This is a genomic window from Kineosphaera limosa NBRC 100340, assembly GCF_000298215.1.
Classification (GTDB): Bacteria; Actinomycetota; Actinomycetes; order Actinomycetales; family Dermatophilaceae; genus Kineosphaera; species Kineosphaera limosa.
Genome location: NZ_BAHD01000034.1, coordinates 42,762 through 65,428 on the forward strand (window position 1 = coordinate 42,762; position 22,667 = coordinate 65,428).

The following is a 22,667-nucleotide window of genomic DNA, read 5'->3' on the forward strand; positions in this document are numbered from 1 at the left end:
TCGTCGAGGCGGGCGACGCACCGACCGAGGAGTTTCCACGCGGCATCGACGAACTCGCCGAGCACCTGCTCGGCGATCGCGGCGGTTCAGGTACCGGTCGAGCAGATGCAGAAGCGGCACAAGCTCGCCGTCGTGGGCGACCTGAAGGAGCGTGGCTTCTTCATGCTCAAGGAGAGCGTCGAGACCGCTGCCAGCGCCCTGGCAGTCACCCGCTTCACGATCTACAACTACCTCAACGAGATCGACGCGCAGGTCGACGCCCGGTCGCACAGCCGGTCAGCCGTCGGCGAGGATGTCCAGGGCTGATTGCAGATCCGGCGGATAGGCACTCTCGAAGTTGACGTACTCGTTCGTGCCGGGGTGCACGAAGCCCAGCCCGACGGCGTGCAGCCACTGCCGCTCCAGCCCCAGCCGACCGGCGAGCACCGGATCACCGCCGTAGAGCGGATCGCCGACGCAGGGGTGACGCAGCGCCGACATGTGCACCCGAATCTGGTGGGTGCGCCCCGTCTCCAGGTGCACCTCCAGGAGGGAGGCAGCCCGAAACGCCTCGAGGAGTTGGAAGTGCGTGATGCTCGGCTTGCCGGACTTCATCACCGCGAACTTGAACTCCGCGCCCGGATGCCGCCCGATCGGGGCGTCGATCGTGCCGACGACCGGGTCCGGCAGGCCCTGCACGAGGGCGTGATAGGTCTTGTCGACCTCCCGGTTGCGAAAGGCGCGTTTGAGCATCGTGTACGCGTACTCGCTCTTGCACACGACCATCAGGCCGCTCGTTCCGACGTCCAGGCGGGACACGATGCCCTGACGCTCGCTGGCCCCCGAGGTGGAGATGCGGTAGCCGGCGGCGGCCAGACCACCGACGACGCTCGGGCCGCTCCAGCCGACGCTCGGATGCGCCGCGACCCCGACGGGCTTGTCGACGACGACGATGTCGTCGTCGTCGTGCACGATGCTCATCCCCGGCACGGGCTCGGCGACCACCTCCAGACCCGGCGGCGGCGCGACCGGCGGCAGAGTCACCTCCAGGAGGCTGCCGGCACGCACCCGGTCGGACTTGCAGACCACCGAACCGTCGACCCGCGCGTGGCCCTCGCCGGCCAGTTGCGCGGCCCGGGTACGGGAGAACCCGAACAGCCGCGCCAACGCCGCGTCCACCCGCTCTCCCTCCAGGCCCTCGGGCACCGGCAGAGTCCGCACCTCAGCCACGGTTCTCCTCCGCGTCGGTCGCGCGCTGACCGCCCGCGCCCTCGCCCTCGCGGGAGCCGTCGAAACCGATGCCGCGGAAGGCCGTGAGAGCAAGCAGGAACGCGGCAGTGACGATCGCGGAGTCGGCGATGTTGAACACCGGCCAGTTCGGCAGCTGCAGAAAGTCGACGACATGCCCGTGCATGAAGCCCGGCGGGCGCGTCAGCCGATCGGTGAGGTTGCCGGAGGCCCCGCCGAGGACGAGTCCGAGCCCGACCGCCCACCACGCCGACCCGACCCGGAACGCCGCCACGACGATCGCCAACGAGACGACCGCCTGGATCGTGGCAAACACCGGTGTGACGCCCGTACCGAGGGAGAACGCGGCACCCGGGTTGAACAGCAGGTTGAGCTGCAGGATCTCCCCGACCAGGGGGCGGGGCACACCGGGCGTCAGCTCGCGCAACGCCCACATCTTGGTGAGTTGGTCCAGGCCCCAGACGGTCAGGCCGAGGCCCAGGACGGTGGCGGTGAGCACGACCCGGCGTGATGCGCCCGCGGGTCGTGCTGAGGCTGTGGTGTCGGCGGGCGTCAGCGCCGCTCCTGCTTCTGCTTGCATGGCACACACAGGGTCGCACGGGGAAACGCCTGCAGCCGCATCTTGCCGATCGGCTCGCCACACGACTCGCACCGACCGTAGCTGCCGGAGTCGATGCGCTCCAGCGCCCGCTGGTTCTGCTCCAGCAGCTTGCGCGAGTTCTGGGTCAGCGTGAGGTTCTGCTCCCGCTCGAGCACCTTGCCGCCGGTGTCGGCCGAGTCGTCGCCGGAGCCGCCGCCGTAGTCACGCATCAGCCCGGCGAGATCGGACTCGGAGAACTGCAACTCCTCGGCGATCCGCGCAATGTCGTCCTCGAGTTCGGCCCGCACTTGCGCGACCTCCTCGCTCGTCCATGGGTCTTCCCCTGGGCGCACGGGCAGCGTGTCGGCATCCGCCTCGACGCCGGACTGACCCGTTGAATTCGCTTTCACGGCCATGTGACCTCGGTCCAGATCGTGCCGGTGTCCCGGCAATGGTTGCGTGCCGGTCCCCCGGCAGTGGTTTCTTGCCGGTCCCCCGGCAGGGTTATCGAATGGTGCTCGGGCTGCGCCCGGCATCAGGGGATAAGCGACGAGGATAGACCGTCAAACGGGTCGCGCCACGGTAAAAGGCTGCGACTACTCTGAGCTATCCCTTTGTCCGCCCCTGCGCCGGTGCGCAGCGTGCGGCCCGCGCGCACACGGCGGGGGTCGTCCGGGCCGGACGACCCCCGCCGTAGCGGCTAGCGGCAGGGCCGGTCAGCCCTGATGCGCCGGCTCGGCCTCGCGCTGCTCCTGCTGGTCGTGCCCGCGGTTCTCCCGCGGGTGACGCCCGTTGGCCTCGTGCCCGTTGACGTGTTCCAGCACGCCGTCGGTCGCGGTCAACTCGTGCAGCTGCCCCTCGATGAAGCCGCGCAGGCGGGAGCGGTAGTCGTTCTCGAAGGAGCGCAACTGAGCGATGGCCTGATCGAGGGTGAGGCGCTCGCGCTCCATCTCCTCGATGAGCGATTGCTTCCGCTCCTCGGCCTCGGCCAGGAGGCTGGTCGAGCGATCCTGAGCCTCCGTGAGCAGCCGCTCATGGGTCGACTGGGCCTCGCTGGTGAGCCGGTCGAACTCACTCTGCGCGGTCGTGACCAGATCGTCGTGCCGACTCTGCGCGCTGCGCACGAGCTCTTCGGAGCGGGCCGTGGCGTCGCCGACGATCTTGTCGCGGCGGCTCGTGGCGTCCCCGATGAGGCGATCGTGCTCGCTGCGGCCCTGCTCGACGTACTCGTCGTGCACCTTCTGGGCCAGAGCGATGAGCCCCGCAGCGTCGGCAGCGGGCGCCGGCGCAGGCGCGGGAGCAGCGGTCGGAGCGGCTGACGCCGCACCCTGAGCCTCGTTGGCTCGCGCCGTGGCCTCCTGCACCTGCTCGTTGGCCGCCGCGATCCGCTGCGCCGCCTCCGCCTCGATCTTCTCGGCGTCGGCCTTGGCCTTGGCGATGCGTTGCGCCGCGTCCTTCTCCGCAGCCTCGACCGCCTGAGCAGACGCAGCGGAGGCGCCGGCGGCCACCGCGGGCCGAGCGCCACCGGATTCGAGTTTGCGACGCAGGTCGGTGTTCTCACCGCCTAAGCGCCGAAGCTCGGCAACGACCTCATCGAGGAAGTCGTCGACCTCCTGCTCGTCGTAACCGCGTCGAAACTGCGTGGCGGTGAAATTCTTGTTGAGAACGTCCTCGGGCGTGAGAGCCATGTGTTCCCCTCGAAGTCGGCCGATGTGCGGTGGAGTCGGATTGTGTCTCGACGCCCCTGGCGCCATGGCGCCAGTTGTCGTCTCGATCCTCCCCCAATGAGCCCGCTTGGCGGCTACCCACAACTGCGACGACCCCATGCGTCACAGCTGCACCCGCCTTACGAGCACCACAGATCATCCGAGCTGCGTCAACAAGCTTACCAGCAAAGACAATCCGATGATCAGCACGATGAATGAGAGGTCCAACGCGACCGATCCGAGCCGGATCGGAGGGATCACTCGGCGCAACGCGCGCAACGGCGGATCGGTCACGGTGTAGATGCCTTCGGCCACCACCGCGAGAAAGCCGCGGGGCCGCCAGTCGCGGGCGAACACCTGGATCCAATCGATGACCAGTCGCGCGATGAGCACGATGATGTAGATGTTGATCAGCGAGACCAACAGGCCGGTGACGGGATTCATACCCTCGATTATCCGTGATCTGCCTGGATGTGGGCTGATGCGTCCAGGTCGGTCGGGCGGCAACCGGCCTGGATCGCTGCGGCCTCTCAGCTCTGGTTGAACAGGCCCTTGGCGGTGGCCGACGGCTCGCCGTCGACAGAGGTGACCTCGACATCGGCCGGCGAGAGCAGGAACACCTTGTTGGTGACCCGCTCGATCGAGCCCTGCAGCCCGAAGACGAGGCCGGCGGCGAAGTCGACCAGACGCTTGGCGTCGGCGTCGTCAAGGGCCGTCAGGTTCATGATGACCGGCGTACCCTCGCGGAAGTTCTCGCCGATCTTCTTGGCCTCGTTGTAGGTGCGCGGGTGGATCGTCGTGATGCGGTGCACGCCGCCTACCTCCATGTCCTTGACGACCTCCCGGACGGGTGTGCGCCGGGGCAATGGGGTGACCTCGGCGCGCCGGATCGGCGCCGTAGCTGCCGAGCCGGAGGTCGGCTCGTCATCCTGCACGAGGCTGGGCACGCTGGCAACATGCGCCACAGGGCGCTCAGTGCGTTCCGGACGCTCGACGGCGGCGCGCGGTGCAGCCTCGCTACGCTCGGCAACCCGACGGACCGGGCTGGCCTCCTCGCGGGGGCGCTGATCGGCGCGCTCGCGCTCGGCCCGCTCGCGGTCGGTGTCGCGGCGCTCGTCGTACTCGTCGTAGCGGTAGGCGTCATCGTCCTCGGCCAAGCCGAGGTACACCATCGTCTTGCGCAGGGCCCCTGCCATCTCGCGCTCCTTGCTGTGCGTTGTCGTGATCCTCGGTCGCTCCACCTCGCCGGGGACGGCCCTTCGAGCCCCAAGCTAACCATGCGCCGGACGGGACCCCAGGATTGCGCTGCCGACACGCAGGTGTGTCGCTCCGGCGGCCACCGCCTGCTCCAGATCGCCGCTCATTCCAGCGGAGATGAGGCCGGCCTGGGGATGCTGCGCGACCAACTCCTTCGCCACGCAACGCAACCGAGCAAAGGCCTGCGTCGCCGCATCCGGCGCGTCGGCTCCGCCTGCGTTCAGCGGCGCGACGCCCATCACCCCGCGCAGCACCAGACCAGGCAATTCGGCGACGAGGTCGGCCAACTCGCGGGCCTGCGCCGGCGGCAGCCCGCCGCGCCCCTGGGCCGCGTCAGCGTCGGTGTCGAGGCCGAGCTGCAGCAGCACGCCGAGCTCACGATCGCCGGCCACGGCGGCCTTGCTGAGGGCGCGGGCCAGCTTGGGCCGGTCCAGGGAGTGCACGAGGTGCGCATAGCCGGCGACCGAGGCGGCCTTGTTGGTCTGCAGCTGGCCGATGAAGTGCATCCGGGGGGCAATCAGACCGGCCCGGTCGGCGAGCTGCGCGATCTGAGTGGCCTTGGCGGCCGCCTCCTGGTCGCGATTCTCGCCGACGTCCCTGACCCCGAGGCCGGCCAGGCGCAGCACATCGGCGGCGGGAAAGAACTTGGTGACCACCACGAGCGTCAGCTCTGCAGGGTCACGTCCGGCCTGCTCGGCGGCCGCGGCGATGCGCGCGTGGACGCGGTCCAGTCCCGCGGACAGCTCCTGCGTGCGGGCGTCCTGGGAGTCGGGGCGCTGCGGGCGTGGGTGGCTCACGGGGCCCAGCGGCGCACCACGCCCGCGGACCGACCGGTGGTCTGGCGGCGCCGATAGGAGTACAGGCTCTCGGACTCGCGGGTACAGCCCGGGATCCAGGTCACGGGTACGTCGTGGGCTCGCAGTTGATCTACGACGCCGGCGGCCACGTCGATGGCCGGGGTGCCGGTCCACGAGACGGTGGCGCTGACGGCGCTGGTGGCCGCGGCCTCGTCGCGCATCTCCTGCGGCACCTCGTAGCAGCGACCGCAGACCGAAGGGCCGATCGCCGCCTCGATGCGTTGCGCCCCCGCTTCGCGCATCACCTCGATGGTGCGCGGCACGATGCCGTTGATCATGCCGGGTCGCCCGGCGTGCACGGCGGCGACGACCCCGGCTTGGGGGTCGGCCAGGAGCAGCGGCACGCAGTCGGCGACGAGCACCGCCAGCGCCACATCGGGATTGGTCGTGACGATGGCGTCCGCCTCGGCGGGCTGGCCGTCGGGCCAGGGGCCGTCGGCCAACACGACATTCGTGCCGTGGGTCTGGGCCAGGAACAGCAGGTGGTCGCGCGCCACCCCGAAGGCGGTGGCCAGCTCGCGCCGGTTGGTCTCGACGATCTGCGGATCGTCGCCGACGTGGCCGCCGAGATTGAAGTTGCCGTAGGCGGCCTCGGCTCGGCTGCGGCCCCCGGAGGCACTCGTGAATCCCCAGTCCAGGCCCGATTCGCTCGGGGTTGCCGGGTCGACCTGCTTGCGCCAGTAGAACACCCCGCCACCCTACAGAGCGTGCCCGGGAACTGTCCTGACCGCGGCTCAGCCAAAGACCGCGGCGCCCGCCCCCGAGGTGGGGGCGGGCGCCGCGGCCAGGCCGGCGTTTGGGCGCGGGCCTACTTCAGGAAGTCGGGGACGTCGAGGTCGTCGCCCTCGTCGAAGGTCACCGTGCGCGGCGGGCGCGCCGGCTGGGCCGGGGCGCCCTGGTGGGCGGGCTCGGGGGTACGGGCCGGCTGCTCGGCGCGCTGCGGCTGCCCCTGCGCGGGGCTCCACGTATCGCGAGTCGGCGGGGCGAGTCGCTGCACCGGCTCGTCGTCCTCACCGGAGATCGGCTCGGGCTGCGGACGCGGCGTCGAGCCGAAGACACCTTGGCTGCGCGGCGCCTGCCGACGCTGCTGCTGCTGGTCGGCGCGCTCCTCGCGACGCTGTTGCGGGCCGCCGCCGTCGAAGCCGGCCGCGATGACCGTGACCCGCACCTCGTCGCCGAGGGCGTCGTCGATGACGGCACCGAAGATGATGTTCGCCTCCGGGTGCGCGGCCTCTTGCACGAGGCGAGCCGCCTCGTTGATCTCGAACAGACCAAGGTCGGAGCCACCCTGGATGGACAGCAGCACGCCGTGGGCGCCGTCGATGCTGGCCTCCAGCAGCGGCGAGGAGATCGCGAGCTCGGCGGCCTGCACCGCGCGATCTTCACCGCGGGCCGAGCCGATGCCCATGAGCGCCGAGCCGGCGCCCTGCATCACGGACTTGACGTCGGCGAAGTCGAGGTTGATCAGACCCGGTGTCGTGATGAGGTCGGTGATGCCCTGGACACCGGAGAGCAACACCTGGTCGGCGCTGCGGAAGGCGTCGAGCATCGAGACGGCGCGGTCGCTGATCGAGAGCAGCCGGTCGTTGGGGATGACGATGAGCGTGTCGACCTCTTCGCGCAGGGCCCCGATGCCGGACTCGGCCTGGTTCGCCCGGCGGCGGCCTTCGAAGGTGAAGGGGCGGGTGACGACGCCGATGGTCAGGGCACCCAGGCTCTTGGCGATGCGGGCGACCACGGGGGCACCCCCCGTGCCCGTGCCACCGCCCTCGCCGGCGGTGACGAAGACCATGTCGGCGCCGCGCAGCGCCTCCTCGATCTCCTCCTCGTGGTCTTCGGCGGCCTTCTTGCCGACCTCGGGGTCGGCGCCGGCGCCCAGACCGCGGGTCAGTTCGCGGCCGACGTCGAGCTTGAGATCGGCGTCGCTCATGAGCAGTGCCTGTGCGTCGGTGTTGATGGCGATGAACTCGACACCCTTGAGACCGACCTCGATCATCCGGTTGATCGCGTTGACACCGCCCCCGCCGATGCCGACGACCTTGATGACGGCCAGGTAGTTCTGTGGTGCTGCCACGTCGGGGGGCCTCTCGTGAAAATTGTCTGTTGACGACCTGTGTAATGCGCTTCCTGCGCGCTCATGTCCATAAGGGCCGGGATCTGAGACCGCTCGACCCGCTGCTGCGGGCCGCGAGGCGATAGACCTCAACCTGAGGTGGGGACCCGGCTCACCGATCGTCACGTACGAGCCGGCCCGGTGTGGAACGGTACTCGACGCTTCGTCGGCACCGCCCAGCCCCCACCTCGTGCGCCATCCTACGCGAGACCGCAGCCGAATCCAGCCAGGGTCGGGCGTGCCGCCCGAGCTTCAATGTCAAGTTCAGGCATGGACTCCCGGCGAAGGTGGGGTCACCCGGTCGTCACCGGTCGCCCCGGCACGGTGACGTCGATGAGACGGACGCCCGGCTGATCCAGCAGCGCCAGGGCCACCACGCTCTTCAGCTCATCCTGCCCCGCAGGGCCCCAGCGCACGTCGATGGTCTGGAAGCGCACGGTGACGATGCCGCCGGCATCGACCTGCACCTGCTGTATCTGTGCACGTCGCTGGGGTGGGAACGCGAGCACGGCGGTGGCGGCCGCGGCGGCGGCGGACGCAGGCTCGCCGGCGAGCGTCGCGGGGGTGACCCCCTCAGGCGCCGAGGGCACCGACTCGTACGCGAGGCCGTCGGCGTCCACGAGCCACAGGCCGGGCTTACCCCCGGTCGCGGCCAGCACCGGGGTGCGCGGCGTGACCGAGATCGACAGGGTCTGCGGCCAGTCTCGTTCGACGCTAACCCTCGAGTAGCGCCCGAGTGCTTTCACCTGAGCAGCCACTGTTTCAGTATCAACTTCTACTAGAGGTTCACCCAGAGTGACCGAAGCCGCCTGCAGGATCTGACGCTGCCGCGCTGCTACGGAGTCGTCGGCCAAGGCCACCCCGGTCGAGGGAGCCTGCGGGTCGGTGACATGGACGTGCACCGCCTCCAGGCGGGTCCAGGCAGAGCCCCACAGCAGGTAGCCGAGGCCCGCGCCGAGCACCGTGAGCACCGCGATGATCCGCAGGCCGTGCCGCAGCACCGCCTGCCGATGGGAAAGCAGCAGCGTCCGCGCCGCAACCCAGCGGTCGGTCATGGTTGTCGTGATGTAGGCGCGAACTCGCGCCACGGTCTTTCGTCCCCCCCGTTCCCCCACCAACACATCGATCACCTCTTCGTCGGCGTGACGGGTACACGCGCGAATCGAGTCCTACTGCGGGGGCGGGTTCGCCTCCAGCAGCTCCAACACGGCCGGGCCGACGTCGGTGACATCCCCCGCACCGACGGTCAACACGAGATCACCCGGCCGAACCAGCTCCGCGACGACGCGCGGAGCCGAAGCCTTGTCGGGCACATACCGCACCTGGCGTTCACCGGGCAGCGCACGCAGGTGCTCGGCCACGAGGTCGCCGCTGACACCCGGCATCGGGTCCTCGCGGGCGGCGTAGACGTCAAGAATCACCGCGACATCCGCTGGGGCCAGACCGGCGGCCAGGCTCTGCGCGAAGTCGCGGGTCCGCGAGTACAGGTGCGGCTGGAAAACCGCGACGAGCCGCCCGGGGCGCGCCAGCGGTGCCGCTGTGGCCACCACGGCCGCCACCTTGCCGGGGTTGTGCGCGTAGTCGTCGACCACCCGCACCCCCGCCGCCTCGCCCTTGGCCTCGAAGCGCCGCCGGGTGCCGGAGTACGCGCGCAGCCCGGCCAGCACCTCGGCCGGGCGGGCGCCGAGACCGGCGGTCGCGGCCAGGTAGGCGGCGGCCGCATTGCGCAGGTTGTGCTCGCCGGGCACCTCGATGACCAGCTCGCCACCCTCCCCGGAGGCTGGGCCCGCGAGGCGAGCGCGGCCGGTCATCCCGTCGAAGCGCACCTCACACAGCCGCAGATCGGCCTCCGGTGCGGTGCCGTAGGTCAGGACGCGCACCCCGGCGGCGGCGGCTCGCTGCGCAAGCTGCAGGGAGCCGGCGTCGTCGGCGCAGGCCACCAGCAGGCCGCCAGGGCGGATGGTGCCCGTGAAGCGAAGGTAGGCGTCCTGAACCGCCTCGAAGGTGCCGTAGAAGTCGAGGTGATCGGGCTGCACGTTGGTCACGATGGCAACCTGCGGGCGGTAGGCCAGAAACGACCCGTCGCTCTCGTCGGCCTCGATGACCATCGACCGGCCGCCGCCGACATGAGCGTTGGTGCCGGCCGCAGACAGCTCGCCGCCGATGGCGTAGGAGGGGTCCGCCCCGGCGTCGATCAGGGCGACCGTCAACATGGAGGTCGTCGTCGTCTTACCGTTGGCCCCGGCGACAGCGACCGGCACCCGACCCGCCGCGAGCGCGGCCAGGGCCTGGGAGCGGTGCAGCACCCGCAGCCCGGCGGCGCGAGCCGCGGCGAGCTCAACGTTGTCCTCTCGGATCGCGGAGGAGACGACGACGGTGTCGACGCCCGCCAGATGCGCCTCCTCGTGCCCCACCCACACCGTGGCGCCGTCGGCGCGCAGGGCGCCAAGCATCGCGGAGTCGCGCGCGTCTGAACCGCTGACGGTCAGGCCCGCCTGCAGCAGCAGTCGCGCTACCGCGGACATGCCGGCCCCGCCGATGGCGAGCACATGCACGCGGCCGAGCTCGTCGACCGCGGGAACGGGGGCCTCGTAGTCGAATCGGGTGATCGGGCTCATCGATGGTCCTCCCCCTGGGCCGACCAGGCACGGTCGACAACGTCGGCGAGGCGCTCGTCGGCGTGCCGCTCCCCGACGGAGGCCGAAGCTGCGGCCATGGCGGCGACCCGGCGCGGGTCGGCCAGCAGGGGCACGACGACGCTGCGCACCCACGCGGCGTCGACCTCGTCGTCGGGGGTCAGCGTCGCACCGCCGGCGGCCACGACGCCCTCGGCGTTGAGCCGCTGCTCGCCGTTGCCGATGGGCAGCGGGACGAAGAGGGCCGGCAGCCCGACGGCCGTCAGCTCGCACACCGTATTGGCCCCGGAGCGCGCGACGACGAGGTCGGCGGCGGCGTAGGCCAACTCCATCCGCTGCGCGTAAGGCCGCACGACGTACCGCCCGGCCTGCACCCCGACCGGCTCGAACTCCTTGCCGTTCCCGCTCAGGTGCAGCACTTGCAGGTCCGCGGGTGCGTCGGGGCCGGCCAGGTCGGCGGCGGCCGCGGCGAAGGCGCCGTTGAGACGGGCGGCCCCCAGCGAGCCGCCGGTCACCAGCAGGGTGGTGCGCGTCGGGTGCAGACCGAAGAACTCGCGGGCCTGCGCGCGCAGTTCGTCGCGGTTCAGGTCGCTGATCTCGCGCCGCAGCGGCATGCCGACCACCTGCCCGTGCGCCAGCGGGGTGTCGGCGAAGGTGACCGCAACGTGCCGGGTCAACCGGGCGCCGAGCTTGTTCGCCAGCCCCGGGCGGGCGTTCTGCTCGTGCACGACGATGGGGATGCCGCGGCGGCGCGCGGCCAGGTAGGCGGGTGTGGAGACGTAGCCGCCGAAGCCGACGACGACCTGCGGTGTCAGGTCCCGCAGCACCGCGTCGGTCGCGGCGACCGCCCCCCACAGCGACGACGGCAACCGCAACGCCTGGGCCGAGGGCCGGCGCGGAAACACCACCTTGGGAATCGTGCGCAGCTCGTAGCCGCGGTCGGGCACGAGGCGCGCCTCGAGCCCGGTGCTGGTGCCCAGCACCTCGATGCGGATGCCGGGGTTGCGGCGGCGCAGCGCGTCGGCCAAAGCCAGCAGCGGGGAGACGTGCCCGGCCGATCCGCCTCCGGCCAGTAGCACCCGCTCGGGGGTGCCGGCGCCGGGCCTCGACTGCGCGCTCGGGTCACTCATCGCCGGCCCCGCCCGGCGGGGAAGACCGACAGGCTGCGCAGCATCACCCGCGGCCTGGCGTCGAGGGCGCGCTTGCAAGCGGGTTCGTTGCGCGCGAAAGAGATGACCATGCCGAGTGCGGCGAGCGTCATCACGAGGGCCGACCCACCGCTGGAGACCAGCGGCAGCGGCACCCCGATGACCGGCAGCAGGCCGATGACCGAGCCGATGTTGATCATCGCCTGCGAGATGATCCACGCCATGACGCCCGCGGTGGCGACACGCACGAACGGATCGTCGGTGCGCATGACGATCCGGTAGCAGGCCAGGGTCAACAAGGCGAACAGCACGAGCACGGTCAGCGTGCCCCCGATGCCGAGCTCCTCACCGATGATCGCGAAGATGAAGTCGTTGTGCGGCTCCGGCAGCCATAGCCACTTCTCGCGGCTGGCGCCGAGCCCCAGGCCGGACAGGCCCCCGTCGGCGAGGGCGTACAAGCCGTGCTGACTCTGCCAGCACTGGTGCACCTCTTCGCAGCCCAGCCAGGTGTTGAGGCGATGCATGCGGTTGCCGCTGACGAGCACCATCGCGGTGACCCCGACCGCGGCGGCACCGCCGGCCAGAACGAACAACCGCCCGGAGACCCCGCTGGCCCACAGCAGCCCGGCCAGAGTCGCCAGCAGCACCAGCGCCGTGCCCAGGTCGTGCCCCAACAACACGAGACCGACGACAAGGGCGCCGGCGGGAAAGACGAGCGGCACGATCGCGTGGCGCCATTGGCCCAGGAGCCGACGCTTGGTGGCCAGCACCGAGGCGCCGTAGACCACGAGGGCGAGCTTGCCGATCTCCGAGGGCTGGATCTGGATCGGTCCCAGCGTCAGCCAGTTGCGGTTACCCAGGACGTTGACGCCCAGCGGCGTGAAAACCAGGGCCTGCAGGCACAGGGCCCCCAGCAGCATGGGGATCGCGAGGCTGCGCCACGTGCGGACCGACATCCGGCTGGCCACCACCGCGCCGACCACGCCGATCACGGCGAAGACCAGCTGCCGCCGGAACGTGACGAAGGCGTCGCCCCGCGCCTGCACGGCCGCCACACTGGAGGCCGAGAGCACCATGACCAGGCCGATGAGCAGCAACGCCGCAACGACCGCGATGAGCAGATAGTAGGTACTCAGCGGCGACTCCAGGCGCGCCCAGATCGGGTGCTCCTGGGGAGGGATGCCGGCGACCGGCTCATCCTCGCGACGCCGCTCTCGCGGGCGTGGCGTACTCGTCAGGCTCACCGCCTGGTCCCCCTTCGGTGCCGGTAACGCTTACAGTCACTCGCCGAGGTGACGGCGCACGGCGGCGGCGAACGCGTCGCCCCGGGCACCGTAGCTGGGGAACATGTCCAGCGACGCCGCAGCGGGCGCCAGCAGCACGACGTCCCCTGCTTCGGCGAAGGAGGCGGCCGCAGCGACGACCTCCTCCATCGCCCCAGTGTCGGTGCTGGCGACCTCGTGCACGGGGACATCGGGCGCGTGTCGGGCCAGCGCCTGGGCGATCTGTGCGCGATCGGCACCCAACAGCACCACGCCCCGCAACCGCCCCGCGGCCCCGCGCACCAACTCCTCGACGTCGGCACCCTTGAGCTGCCCCCCGGCGATCCACACGACCGGGTCGTAGGCGGCCAGCGAGGCCTGCGCGGCGTGCGGATTGGTGGCCTTGGAGTCGTCGATCCAGCTGACGCCGGCGCGGGCGGCGACCAGGGCGATGCGGTGCGGCTCGAAGACGTAGGTGCGCAGTCCCTGGCGGACGGCCACCGGTGGCGCGCCGGCGGCCCGCGCCAGGGCTGCGGCGGCCAGTGCGTTGGCGACGACGTGCGGGGCCGGCGGCAGGTCGCCGCGCTGCAGGTCGGCCAGCGTGCCCAGCTCGGCCGCGCTCGTGCGCCGCTCCTGCACGAACGCGCGATCGGCCAGCACGTCCTCCACGAGGCCGACCATCGAGATGGCGGGGGTGCCCAGGGTGAAGGCCACGGCCCGGCAGCCCTCGACGACCTCAGCGTCGACGACCAATTGCTCGGTCGCCGGGTCTTGCTCGTTGTAGACGCAGGCCACCTGCGTGTTGGCGTACACACGGCCCTTGGCGCGGGCGTACTCCGCCAGTGAACCGTGCCAGTCGAGGTGGTCGGGGGCGATGTTCAGGCACACCGAGGCCAGGGGCGAGACGGAGCGCTGCCAGTGCAACTGGAAGCTGGACAACTCGACGGCAATGACGTCGAACGGCTGCGGATGCAGCACCGCCTCCAGGATCGGAGTGCCGACATTGCCGGCGGCGGCCGCCCGCAGGCCCGCGGCGGCCAGCATGCCGGCCACCATCGTGACGACCGTGGTCTTGCCGTTGGTGCCGGTGATCGTCAGCCAAGGGGCGGGGTTGTGGGCCGGGCGCATCCGCCACGCCAGTTCGACCTCGCCCCACACCGGGATGCCGCGCTGCGCGGCCGCTGCGAGCAGTGGGTTGTCGGGCCGCCAGCCGGGCGAGGTGACGACGAGGTCGGCATCGGCGAGGCTCGCCTCCGGCTCGGAGATGGCCTGCTGACCCTGCGGGCCGAGTAGCAGCCGCGCGCCGAGGATCTCCAGGATGCGGGCGCGCTCGGTGAGGGCCTGACTCGTGCCGGAGTCGACCCCCGTGACGACGGCGCCGCGTTCGAGAAGCGCGTCGGCCGCCGCGAACCCGCTGACGCCCAAGCCTGCGACGACGACGCGCAGACCCGACCAGTCCGCGTCGCGATGAGTCAGCCCCGGCCGCGGCTCATAGGGATCGCGCTGCTCGCCGGTTGGTGCCAGCCCGTCGCTCATCCAACTCCCCCGACCATCCATTCGGCGTAGAAGATGCCCAACCCGAAGCCGACGCACAGGCCCGCGACGATCCAGAACCGGATGACGATGGTCACCTCGTTCCAGCCCACGAGTTCGAAGTGGTGCTGCAGGGGTGCCATGCGGAACACCCGTTTTCGGGTCATCTTGAACGAGGCGACCTGGATGATGACCGACAAGGTGATGGCGACGAACAGGCCACCGAGGATGACGACCAGCAACTCGGTGCGGGTCACGATGGCCAGACCGGCCAGCGCCCCACCCAGGGCCAGCGAGCCGGTGTCGCCCATGAAGATTTTTGCCGGTGAGGCGTTCCACCACAAGAAGCCGATGCAACTGCCCATGAGGGCCGCCGCCAGGATCGCCACGTCGTGCGCGTGCGGCGTCGAGTAGCACTTCAGCGAGGTGGTCACCGGGTGGCAGTTCTGGTTGAACTGCCAGATGCCGATGAGCACGTAGGCGCCGGCCACGAGCACGCAGGCACCGGTGGCCAGACCGTCCAGGCCGTCGGTGAGGTTCACCCCGTTGCTCAGTCCGGCGATCATCAGGTTGATCCACAGCAGGTAGGCCAGCAGGCCGAAAGCCGGGCCGAGCGCCATGAGATCCAGCGGAGTCTCGCGCACGAATGAGATGGCGGTCGAACCGGGCGTGATGCCGTTCTCGTTGGGAAACCGGATGACGAGCAAGGCGAAGATCGTGCCGACACCGATCTGCCCGGCCAGCTTCTGCCACGAGCGCAGACCCAGGCTGCGGGCCTTACTGATCTTGATGTAGTCGTCGAGCCAGCCCACCAAGCCCAGGCCGCACATGAGGAAGAGCACGAGCAGGGCGCTGGGCGACAGCGGCGTGATCGTCACCAGGTGGGCGAGCAGGTAGCCGATGACGGTGGCACCGATGATGACCGCGCCGCCCATCGTCGGAGTGCCGCGCTTGGTGTGGTGCGTGGTCGGTCCGTCGTCGCGGATGAACTGGCCGTAGCCGCGCTTGACGAGGAAGCGGATGTAGAGCGGGGTGCCGAACAGGGCCACGATCAACCCGATCGCGTTGGCCACCAGCACGGACCTCACGAGCCCACCTCCGACTTGTCACTCGCCAGCCGGTCTCCCAGTAACCGAAGGCCGCTGTCCCGGCTGGACTTGAGCAGTACGACGTCACCATGTCGCAATTCACCCTGCAAGAGAGTGAACGCGGCGTCGGTGTCGCTAACGCATCGCGACCGAGTGTTTACGTTAGTGCCAGAATCGCGGGCTTCGCACCGATCCCGCTGACCAGCAGATGCGGTGTTGCGCACGTCCGGCGCGCTTGCCCCGGCGGCTCCCGCCGCGATCGGCTCGGCGAGGGCGCCGACGGCGAGCACCTCCTCGATTCCGAGTTCACGTGCCAGGCAACCCATCTCGTAGTGGTCGCGAGGCCCGTCGGGGCCGAGCTCGAGCATGCCGCCCAGCACCGCCCAGGTGCGCCCGGGCCGGTCGCCGGTCTGCTGCCGCGCGGCGCCCAGATGCGCGAGCGTTCGCAGCGCGGCGGCCATCGACTCGGGGTTGGCGTTGTAGGCGTCGTTGAGAATCGTCACACCGTCGGCCCGCTCCACTCGCTCCATGCGCCAGCGGCTCGCAGCCCGCGCGGCGGACAACGCCTGGGCGATGTCCGCGGGAGCCATCCCGGCCTCGGCGGCCACCGCCGCCACGGCCAGGGCGTTGTCCACCTGGTGCAGGCCGAGCAGACCCATCGTCACCAGGTGCCGCTGGCCACCCACGTGGAGCGTGAACTGCGGGCAGCCGGTCGGCATCAGCTCGACGTCGGTGGCGCGCACGTCCGCCGCGCCGGCCGACCCGACGAAAACCGTTCGGGCGTCCGGGGCGACCGCCATGGCGCGCACGAGCGGATCGTCGGCGTTGAGTACGGCCAGACCCCCGGGCGGCAGCGCCTGCACGAGCTCGGCCTTGGCCTGCGCGATGACCTCGCGGGAGCCGAACTCGCCGACGTGCGCGGAGCCGACGTTGAGCACGACGCCGATGCGCGGGTGGGTCATGTCGGTCAGGTAGCGGATGTGCCCGATGCCGCGGGCCCCCATCTCCAACACGAGAAAGCGAGTGTCCGCGGTGATGCGGCAGACGGTCAGCGGCACGCCGACCTCGGAGTTCAGCGAGCCGACGTTGGCCACGGTCGGGGCGTGCCGCTCCAGGACGGCTGCCAGCAGGTCCTTGGTCGTCGTCTTGCCCGAGGATCCGGTGATGCCCACGACCTGCAGGCCGACCCGCTGCACCTGAGTGTCGATGACGTGGGTGGCGATCGCGGCGAAGGCCTCCTGCACGTCGGGGACCAGCACATGCGGCAGCGCCTCGACCGGTCGCGTCACCAACGCGGCGGCCGCCCCGGTCTGCACGGCTTGCGGCACGTAGCCGTGCCCGTCGGCGTGCTCCCCGATCCGCGCCACGTAGAGGCTGCCGGGGCCCGCCTCGCGGGCATCGGTGACGACCGGACCGTCGACCAGCACGGCACCGGGATCGCCCGCGGCCGGCGCACCATCGCCGCCCGCCGGGTGCACGGTCCCGCCCGTGATCGCGGCGAGCTGGGCCAGGGTGAGGGGGATCACGAGTGCTCCTGTGCTGCGTGCGCGGGCACCAACTGCTCCCAGCCGCGGCGGGTCGCGCTGGCGTCGTCGTAGGGGGCGGTGACATCCCCGATCGTCTGGCCGGTCTCGTGGCCCTTGCCGAGCACCGCGACCGTGCCGGCGGCGCGGCTGCCGTCTGCGGCTCCGGAGGCGAGCCACAGCGCCAGAGCGATCGCCTCCGCGCGGCCGGGCACGTCGTGCACGGCCCCCCGCTCCGCGACCTCCCGGGCGCCTGACGCGAGAGCCGCGCGGATCGCCACCGGGTCTTCGTGTCGGGGGTTGTCGTCAGTGACGATGACGATGTCGGCGACCCGGGCCGCCGCGGCGCCCATGTGCGGTCGCTTGCCGGGATCGCGGTCGCCGCCGGCGCCCAGCACCGCGACCAGCGGCCCCGGCTGCGCCGGTCGCCCTGGCCCTCCTGGCCGTCCTCGTTGCTGGTCGCGCAGGGCGGAGAGGGTGGCCGCCACGGCCTCCGGGGTGTGCGCGAAGTCGACGAACACCTGCGGTGGCAGCAGCCCGTCGGCGGACTGCTCGAGCTGCACCCGCTGCATCCGGCCGGGCACGTGCGCGGGCACGTCGAAGGCGGCGGCGACCTGCTCGGGCGGATAACCGAGCTGCAGGAGGGTGACCGCGGCCAGGGCCGTGTTCGTCACGTTGTGCGCGCCCGGCAGCGCCACCGCCGCCCACAGTTGCGCGCCGTCGCGGTGGCGCAGCCGCAACCCGCCGGAGGAGCCGGAGTCGTCCGGCTCCCCACCCGCGCCATCGAGCGGGGGTTCGATCGTCCAGTCGGCGTCGACCTCGGCCGAGGCGTTGGCGACCGTGGCGACCGGGATGGCCGCGGTGGCTGCCAGCCGTCGACCCCACTCGTCGTCGATGCACACGACGGCCTGCCGCGCCCGCTCCGGCGTGAACAGCGCCGCCTTCGCGGCGAAGTACTCGGCCATGTCGGAGTGAAAGTCCAGGTGGTCCTGGGACAGGTTGGTGAAGATCGCCACGTCGTAGCCCACCCCGTCGACCCGGTGCAGCGCCAGGGCGTGACTCGAGACCTCCATGCAGCAGCAATCACAGCCACGCTCGGCCATGAGCGCGAGCAACCCGTGCAGGTCGCTGGCCTCCGGGGTGGTGCGGACGCTGGGCACGCGCTCCGTGCCGATGCGGGTTTCGATGGTGCCGATGAGGCCGGGGGTGCGCCCGAGCTGAGTGAGCGCCGACTCCAGCAGGTAGGCGGTCGTCGTCTTGCCGTTGGTGCCGGTGATGCCGAGCATGACCAAGCGCGTGGCCGGCTGGTCGTAGATCACGGCGGCGACGGCACCGAGTAGCCCGCGGGGGTCGTCGGCAAGGAGCACCGGGCAGCTCGCCCCGGCGACGGCGATGAGGTCGGCACCCGCCCGGTCGGTGAGGATTGCGACAGCACCGGAGTCGAGCGCCTGGGCGGCGAACGTGGCTCCGTGCACGTTGGCTCCCGGCAGGGCCGCGTACAAGTCACCGGGCCGCACGGCGCGGCTGTCGAGGGTCACGCCGGTCACCGCGTGCGGACTAAGGGCATCCGGCAGCGCGGTCAGTCCCTCGACGGCGCTGACGAGTTCGCTCAGCGTGCGGGCGGTGACCTGGTGGGGGCGTGGGCTGGCGTTCACTGACGGCACGCTATCGCGTGCCGGAGGCGCCTGCGGTCGCACCGCCCGTCGCACTCGACGGCGGTGTTCGTGTGCCCTGGGATTGTGTGCCGGACGACTCAGCGGTCGGCGCCGACGTCGTGACGGCCACCCGCGGAGCGGTCGGCGTGCCCGACCCGGAGGTGCCGCCGGGACCGATGAGGCTGGGATCGACCTTCTCGGGATCTGTGGCCGGCTTCTCCCCCACCTTCAACGGGAAGGGCGTGCGCTGCACACCGGTGGGCGGGATGCCGTACTTCTGCAGGGCGTACGACATCACCTGCTGGAAGACCGGCCCGGCGGTGGTGCCGCCGTAGTAGCCCTTCTTCGGGTTCTGCAGGATGACCGCGACCACGAGCTCCGGCTTGTCCGCGGGCGCGAAGCCGACGAAGGAGGCCGTGTATCCCTGGTAGCGCCCCACGGTGGGGTCGTAGCGCTCGGCGGTGCCGGTCTTGCCGGCCACCGGGATGCCCGCGATCGCCGCCTGCTGGGCGGTGCCGCTCTCACCGACGACCGATTCGAGCATGACGGACAGGTCGGTCGCGGTCTGCTCGGAGATGACGCGGGTGCCCTCCGGCAGCGGTTGCGGGGTACTGGAGCCGTCGGCGTTCTTGACGCCCTCGACCAGCGTCGGCGGGATGCGCACGCCGCCGTTGGCGATCGTCTGGAACACCCCGGCGTCCTGGATCGCGGTGACGGACATGCCCTGCCCGAACATCACGGTGTAGCGCTGCGCCGCGTCCCACTTCGCCGAGGGCTTGATGAGACCGGAGGACTCGCCGGGGAAGCCGACTCCGGAGCGCTGCCCCAGACCGAACGACCGGTAGTACTTCTCCAGCGTCGCCGGGTCGACCTTCTCCGCCGCCAGCAGCGTGCCGATATTGCTGGACTGGGCCAGCACGCCGGCGGTCGTCAGCTGCAGCGTCGGGTGATCGTGGGAGTCACGGAACGATCGGTCGGCTCGGGTGAGCCGGTTGGGCACGGTGAACCCGGTGGTCGGGGTGACCGCGCCGGTGTCGAGGGCGGCACCCAGCGACATCACCTTGGCGGTCGAGCCCGGCTCGAAGACCTGCTGGAAGGGTAGGGAGCTGAACTCGCTGCCCTTGGCGTTGCGGTCGGTCGGGTCGAAACTGGGGAATTGGGTGACCGCCCGCAGGCGCCCCTTGGTGTCCATCACGACCACAGTGCCGGAGTCCGCGTCCGTGGCCTTCACGCGATCGGCGATCGCGTTGTAGGCGTACCACGACAGATCGTTGTCCAGGGAAAGTTGCAGGCTCTGGCCGGGCACCGCCGGGGTGACCTCGCTTTCCCCCATGGGGATCACGCGGTTGTCCGCGGAGCGCTCGACGCGACTCTTGCCCGGGGTGCCCGTCAGCGTCTCGTTGAACAGCAGCTCCAACCCGCCGCCGCTGCCGCCCCTGGCTTCGCCGTCGGATCCCACCCAGCCGAGCACCGGCGCGAGCGGGGCGCCGGCGGGGTAGACCCGTCGGGACACCTGTTCGCTGGCGATCCCGTCGATCCTGAGGGCCTGCACCTGACGCCACACCGACGGCTCTTGCCCCAGGGAGAGCTGAATCCAGCGACGCTCGCCGGTCAGCTTCTCCTTCAGGGTCGCCTCGTCCTGCTTCAGGATGGGCGCGAGGGCCGCGGCGGCGCCGTCGACGCCGCCTACCCGCTGCTCCCCCGGCTTGGGGTCCAAGCCCTTGAAGTCGGGCACCTGCGTCTGGTCGGCCACGATGTCGCGGCGCTCGACGCTGCCGGCCAGGGTCACCCCGTCGCGGTCGAGCATGGCGCCGCGCTTGGCCGGGATGGTGGTCTCGGTGCCCATCCGCAAGTCGCGCGCCTGCTCGGCCACCTCGCGGGCGTCGATGGCCTGCAGGCGCACCAACTGCGCGGCGAACAGCGTGAAGACGAAAAGCACCGCCAAGAACATGACCCGCACCCGAGCGCGAGGATTGACCAGCAGCGGCTTGTCGGCGATCCGGGAGCGGGGAGAACGCGCCGGGCCCCGCTGCGGGCCGGCGGCGCGCTGGGGTCGAGGGGCGGAGGAGCGACGATCGGAGGGGCTCATCGGCCGGCTGCCGTGTCGCTCGGGCTCGGGCGCTGGGCACTGCGGTCAGCGCTGGCGCTGGCCTTGGCGGACGCGGTGGCCTTGGCGGATGCGCTGGGCTCGCTCGCTGCCGTGGGCTTGGCGGACGCCGAGGGCTTGCTGGCTGCCGAGGGCTTGCTGGCGGCCCCGGTCGCATCCGAACCGCCGCCGGGGGTCGAACCAGAGGTCGAATCGGAGGTCGACTCGCCCGCAGCCTCGGTCGGCGCGGTGGCGGCGGCCTGCGGGACGCCGAGCACCTGACCGTCGGGCAGCCGCAAGAACGCCGGCGAGGTGCCGGGGACCATGCCGAGCTCGGTGGCGCGCTGGGCGAGCACGCCGGGTGCCTCGAGACCGTTCAGCTGCTCACGCAGCTGCTCCTCCTGCTCCGCCAGTTGGGTCGATTCGCCCTTCATCTCGTGCAGCGCGTAGGCGCCCAGAGCCAGCTGAAGGTTGAGCATGAGCACGGCGAGCAGGCCGGCCGCGAGCACAACGGAGCACAGCACGGCGAATGGCATCCGGCGCGGCGGGCGCGGGGCGGCCGTGACGACCCGCAGGTGCGACGAGCTGCGGCCCGCGCCACGGCCCTGGGCGCGGCCGGGGGCCGAGGGACGCCGCGTCGGGCGCCCGATCGCGGGCGCTGCCGCATCGCGAACAACGGCCGGCATCTGACTCATCGGGGCGGTCCCTTCCGTGCGGTTCGCGGTGTTCGGGTTGTGGGGCGGCGTGGTGTCTTCTTGCGATCCGAGGGTGGATCGGCGGAGGCGAGTTGGGCGGCGAGCTCACCGGGAGCCCCCGCTCTGATCCGCATCGCCACCCGCAACCGGGCGGACGCTGCGCGGGGGTTCACCTCGACCTCGGCCGCTGTCGGCACCTCCCCCCCGCGACCCAGCAGGCGCAGGTATGGCGCATGCTCGGCCAGTTCGACGGGCAGACCGGGTGGGGCACTGCCGCGGCTGGCCGCAGCCAATGCCCGCTTGACCATCCTGTCCTCCAGGGAGTGGTAACTCAGGACAGCGACACGCCCCCCGAGGCGCAAAGAATCGAGAGTCGCGGGTAGGGCGCTCGCCAAGGCCGCCAGTTCGCCGTTCACCTCGATGCGTAGCGCCTGAAAGGTGCGCTTGGCCGGGTGCCCGCCGGAACGCTGGGAGGCCGCCGGGATCGCGCGGCGCAGCAGCTCGACGAGGCGCGCCGAGGTGGTGAACGGCTCCTGCGCGCGGTCGCGGACGACGGCTCCGGCGATCTTGCGGGCGAACCGCTCCTCGCCGTATTCGTGCAACACGCGCGCCAGCTCGGGCGCCTCGTAGGTGTTGAGCACGTCGGCGGCGGTCAGCGGCAGCTCGGGGTCCATCCGCATGTCCAGCGGCGCGTCCTGGGCGTAGGCGAAGCCGCGGTCGGCCTCGTCGAGTTGCAGGGAGGAGACGCCGAGGTCGAGCAGTACGGCGTCGGCGCCGGGCAGCCCGAGGTCGGCCAGGACGTCGCCGATCTCGTCGTAGACCGCTTGTACGGGGCGGAATCGGTCGCCGAACCGGGCCAGCCGCGCGGAGGCGAACCGCAGCGCTTGGGGGTCGCGGTCGATGCCCACCGCGATGGCTTGCGGGCAGGCGCTGAGGATGGCCTCGGTGTGCCCGCCCATGCCCAGGGTGCCGTCGACATAGACCGGCGTGTGCCCGGAGCTTTCGTCAGTGGAGTCGGTGGGCGCCCCTTCGGGCTGCGGGCCGCCCGGCGCGAGCGCGGGGCTGAGTACCTCGACGATGCGCTCGAGCATGACCGGCACGTGCCGGTCCGCAGTCTCGCGTTCGTGCATCGCCCCGCCTCCTGCCCGTCTGCCCGTTGCCGTGTGCCGCTCGTGTATTGCCGGTTGCCCGGCAGGCTCCTGCCCTCTGGTCCTCCGTAGCCGCTCGGTTGCGTTCGCCCGGAACCGGGGAAGTGCCCCGGGCGGTTCGCGCGTTCCGAGACCAGGGAAGGGGCCTCGGAG

General features: G+C 71.3%; 21 protein-coding genes. 1 reads left to right on the top strand and 20 read right to left on the bottom strand.

Annotation, left to right across the window (positions count from 1 at the left end):
• Positions 1–75: 75 nt before the first annotated feature.
• Positions 76–306, top strand: a complete 231-nt coding sequence (locus KILIM_RS24645; protein WP_255247641.1) for a helix-turn-helix domain-containing protein — start codon at positions 76–78, stop codon at positions 304–306.
• Here the strand turns inward: KILIM_RS24645 and KILIM_RS11300 are convergent.
• The 20 genes from KILIM_RS11300 to rsmH form a co-directional block, all read right to left on the bottom strand.
• Positions 277–1,209: an RluA family pseudouridine synthase gene (locus KILIM_RS11300; RefSeq protein WP_006592820.1), complete on the bottom strand. Its 933-nt coding sequence runs from the start codon at positions 1,207–1,209 to the stop codon at positions 277–279. The genes KILIM_RS24645 and KILIM_RS11300 overlap by 30 nt on opposite strands.
• Entirely contained in the window at positions 1,202–1,807 is a 606-nt protein-coding gene (gene lspA, locus KILIM_RS11305) for a signal peptidase II (protein WP_083876100.1), read from the bottom strand. Before lspA ends, KILIM_RS11300 begins: the two co-directional genes overlap by 8 nt.
• Positions 1,780–2,223: a TraR/DksA family transcriptional regulator gene (locus KILIM_RS11310; RefSeq protein ID WP_006592822.1), complete on the bottom strand. Its 444-nt coding sequence runs from the start codon at positions 2,221–2,223 to the stop codon at positions 1,780–1,782. The genes lspA and KILIM_RS11310 overlap by 28 nt, the downstream gene beginning before the upstream one ends.
• A gap of 300 nt (positions 2,224–2,523) precedes the next feature.
• On the bottom strand, positions 2,524–3,495 hold the full coding sequence (locus tag KILIM_RS22385; RefSeq protein ID WP_006592823.1) for a DivIVA domain-containing protein: 972 nt from the start codon (positions 3,493–3,495) through the stop codon (positions 2,524–2,526).
• A 174-nt stretch (positions 3,496–3,669) separates the two neighbouring features.
• Positions 3,670–3,957: a YggT family protein gene (locus KILIM_RS11320; RefSeq protein WP_006592824.1), complete on the bottom strand. Its 288-nt coding sequence runs from the start codon at positions 3,955–3,957 to the stop codon at positions 3,670–3,672.
• 86 nt (positions 3,958–4,043) lie between these two features.
• Complete coding sequence (locus KILIM_RS11325) at positions 4,044–4,709, bottom strand: cell division protein SepF (protein WP_006592825.1); 666 nt, start codon at positions 4,707–4,709, stop codon at positions 4,044–4,046.
• A 75-nt stretch (positions 4,710–4,784) separates the two neighbouring features.
• Positions 4,785–5,567 carry a YggS family pyridoxal phosphate-dependent enzyme gene (locus tag KILIM_RS11330; protein ID WP_006592826.1) on the bottom strand — a complete coding sequence of 261 codons (783 nt, stop codon included), beginning with the start codon at positions 5,565–5,567 and terminating at the stop codon, positions 4,785–4,787.
• A complete protein-coding gene (gene pgeF / locus KILIM_RS11335; protein ID WP_006592827.1) occupies positions 5,564–6,316 on the bottom strand; it encodes a peptidoglycan editing factor PgeF in 753 nt (250 codons plus the stop codon). The genes KILIM_RS11330 and pgeF overlap by 4 nt, the downstream gene beginning before the upstream one ends.
• A 119-nt stretch (positions 6,317–6,435) precedes the next feature.
• The gene (ftsZ, locus tag KILIM_RS11340; RefSeq protein ID WP_006592828.1) at positions 6,436–7,701 is read right to left on the bottom strand and encodes a cell division protein FtsZ; all 1,266 of its coding nucleotides are present in this window, start codon (positions 7,699–7,701) and stop codon (positions 6,436–6,438) included.
• Positions 7,702–8,033: 332 nt separating this feature from the next.
• Positions 8,034–8,795 (bottom strand): cell division protein FtsQ/DivIB, encoded by a 762-nt coding sequence (locus KILIM_RS11345; RefSeq protein ID WP_051988754.1) that lies wholly within the window; start codon positions 8,793–8,795, stop codon positions 8,034–8,036.
• A 114-nt stretch (positions 8,796–8,909) separates the two neighbouring features.
• Entirely contained in the window at positions 8,910–10,358 is a 1,449-nt protein-coding gene (gene murC, locus KILIM_RS11350) for a UDP-N-acetylmuramate--L-alanine ligase (RefSeq protein WP_006592830.1), read from the bottom strand.
• A complete protein-coding gene (murG, locus tag KILIM_RS11355; RefSeq protein WP_006592831.1) occupies positions 10,355–11,506 on the bottom strand; it encodes an undecaprenyldiphospho-muramoylpentapeptide beta-N-acetylglucosaminyltransferase in 1,152 nt (383 codons plus the stop codon). Before murG ends, murC begins: the two co-directional genes overlap by 4 nt.
• Positions 11,503–12,768: a putative lipid II flippase FtsW gene (gene ftsW / locus KILIM_RS11360; protein ID WP_006592832.1), complete on the bottom strand. Its 1,266-nt coding sequence runs from the start codon at positions 12,766–12,768 to the stop codon at positions 11,503–11,505. Before ftsW ends, murG begins: the two co-directional genes overlap by 4 nt.
• Positions 12,769–12,804: 36 nt before the next feature.
• Positions 12,805–14,322: a UDP-N-acetylmuramoyl-L-alanine--D-glutamate ligase gene (gene murD, locus KILIM_RS11365; protein ID WP_006592833.1), complete on the bottom strand. Its 1,518-nt coding sequence runs from the start codon at positions 14,320–14,322 to the stop codon at positions 12,805–12,807.
• On the bottom strand, positions 14,319–15,407 hold the full coding sequence (gene mraY, locus KILIM_RS11370) for a phospho-N-acetylmuramoyl-pentapeptide-transferase (RefSeq protein WP_006592834.1): 1,089 nt from the start codon (positions 15,405–15,407) through the stop codon (positions 14,319–14,321). The genes murD and mraY overlap by 4 nt, the downstream gene beginning before the upstream one ends.
• A complete protein-coding gene (locus KILIM_RS11375) occupies positions 15,404–16,933 on the bottom strand; it encodes a UDP-N-acetylmuramoyl-tripeptide--D-alanyl-D-alanine ligase (protein WP_006592835.1) in 1,530 nt (509 codons plus the stop codon). The genes mraY and KILIM_RS11375 overlap by 4 nt, the downstream gene beginning before the upstream one ends.
• Entirely contained in the window at positions 16,930–18,585 is a 1,656-nt protein-coding gene (locus KILIM_RS11380) for a UDP-N-acetylmuramoyl-L-alanyl-D-glutamate--2,6-diaminopimelate ligase (protein WP_006592836.1), read from the bottom strand. Before KILIM_RS11380 ends, KILIM_RS11375 begins: the two co-directional genes overlap by 4 nt.
• A 10-nt stretch (positions 18,586–18,595) precedes the next feature.
• The gene (locus KILIM_RS11385; protein ID WP_006592837.1) at positions 18,596–20,674 is read right to left on the bottom strand and encodes a peptidoglycan D,D-transpeptidase FtsI family protein; all 2,079 of its coding nucleotides are present in this window, start codon (positions 20,672–20,674) and stop codon (positions 18,596–18,598) included.
• Entirely contained in the window at positions 20,671–21,366 is a 696-nt protein-coding gene (gene ftsL / locus KILIM_RS22390; protein WP_006592838.1) for a cell division protein FtsL, read from the bottom strand. Before ftsL ends, KILIM_RS11385 begins: the two co-directional genes overlap by 4 nt.
• Positions 21,363–22,496, bottom strand: a complete 1,134-nt coding sequence (rsmH, locus tag KILIM_RS11395) for a 16S rRNA (cytosine(1402)-N(4))-methyltransferase RsmH (RefSeq protein WP_006592839.1) — start codon at positions 22,494–22,496, stop codon at positions 21,363–21,365. The genes ftsL and rsmH overlap by 4 nt, the downstream gene beginning before the upstream one ends.
• Between the last annotated feature and the right edge of the window lie 171 nt (positions 22,497–22,667).

Bases quoted from the DNA above. Each gene is read 5' to 3' on its own strand.
- lspA (WP_083876100.1), bottom strand. From the start codon at position 1,807: ATGCAAGCAGAAGCAGGAGCGGCGCTGACGCCCGCCGACACCACAGCC.
- KILIM_RS11310 (WP_006592822.1), bottom strand. From the start codon at position 2,223: ATGGCCGTGAAAGCGAATTCAACGGGTCAGTCCGGCGTCGAGGCGGAT.
- KILIM_RS22385 (WP_006592823.1), bottom strand. From the start codon at position 3,495: ATGGCTCTCACGCCCGAGGACGTTCTCAACAAGAATTTCACCGCCACG.
- KILIM_RS11320 (WP_006592824.1), bottom strand. From the start codon at position 3,957: ATGAATCCCGTCACCGGCCTGTTGGTCTCGCTGATCAACATCTACATC.
- KILIM_RS11325 (WP_006592825.1), bottom strand. From the start codon at position 4,709: ATGGCAGGGGCCCTGCGCAAGACGATGGTGTACCTCGGCTTGGCCGAG.
- KILIM_RS11345 (WP_051988754.1), bottom strand. From the start codon at position 8,795: ATGACCGACCGCTGGGTTGCGGCGCGGACGCTGCTGCTTTCCCATCGG.
- murC (WP_006592830.1), bottom strand. From the start codon at position 10,358: ATGAGCCCGATCACCCGATTCGACTACGAGGCCCCCGTTCCCGCGGTC.
- murG (WP_006592831.1), bottom strand. From the start codon at position 11,506: ATGAGTGACCCGAGCGCGCAGTCGAGGCCCGGCGCCGGCACCCCCGAG.
- murD (WP_006592833.1), bottom strand. From the start codon at position 14,322: ATGAGCGACGGGCTGGCACCAACCGGCGAGCAGCGCGATCCCTATGAG.
- KILIM_RS11385 (WP_006592837.1), bottom strand. From the start codon at position 20,674: ATGAGCCCCTCCGATCGTCGCTCCTCCGCCCCTCGACCCCAGCGCGCC.
- ftsL (WP_006592838.1), bottom strand. From the start codon at position 21,366: ATGAGTCAGATGCCGGCCGTTGTTCGCGATGCGGCAGCGCCCGCGATC.
- rsmH (WP_006592839.1), bottom strand. From the start codon at position 22,496: ATGCACGAACGCGAGACTGCGGACCGGCACGTGCCGGTCATGCTCGAG.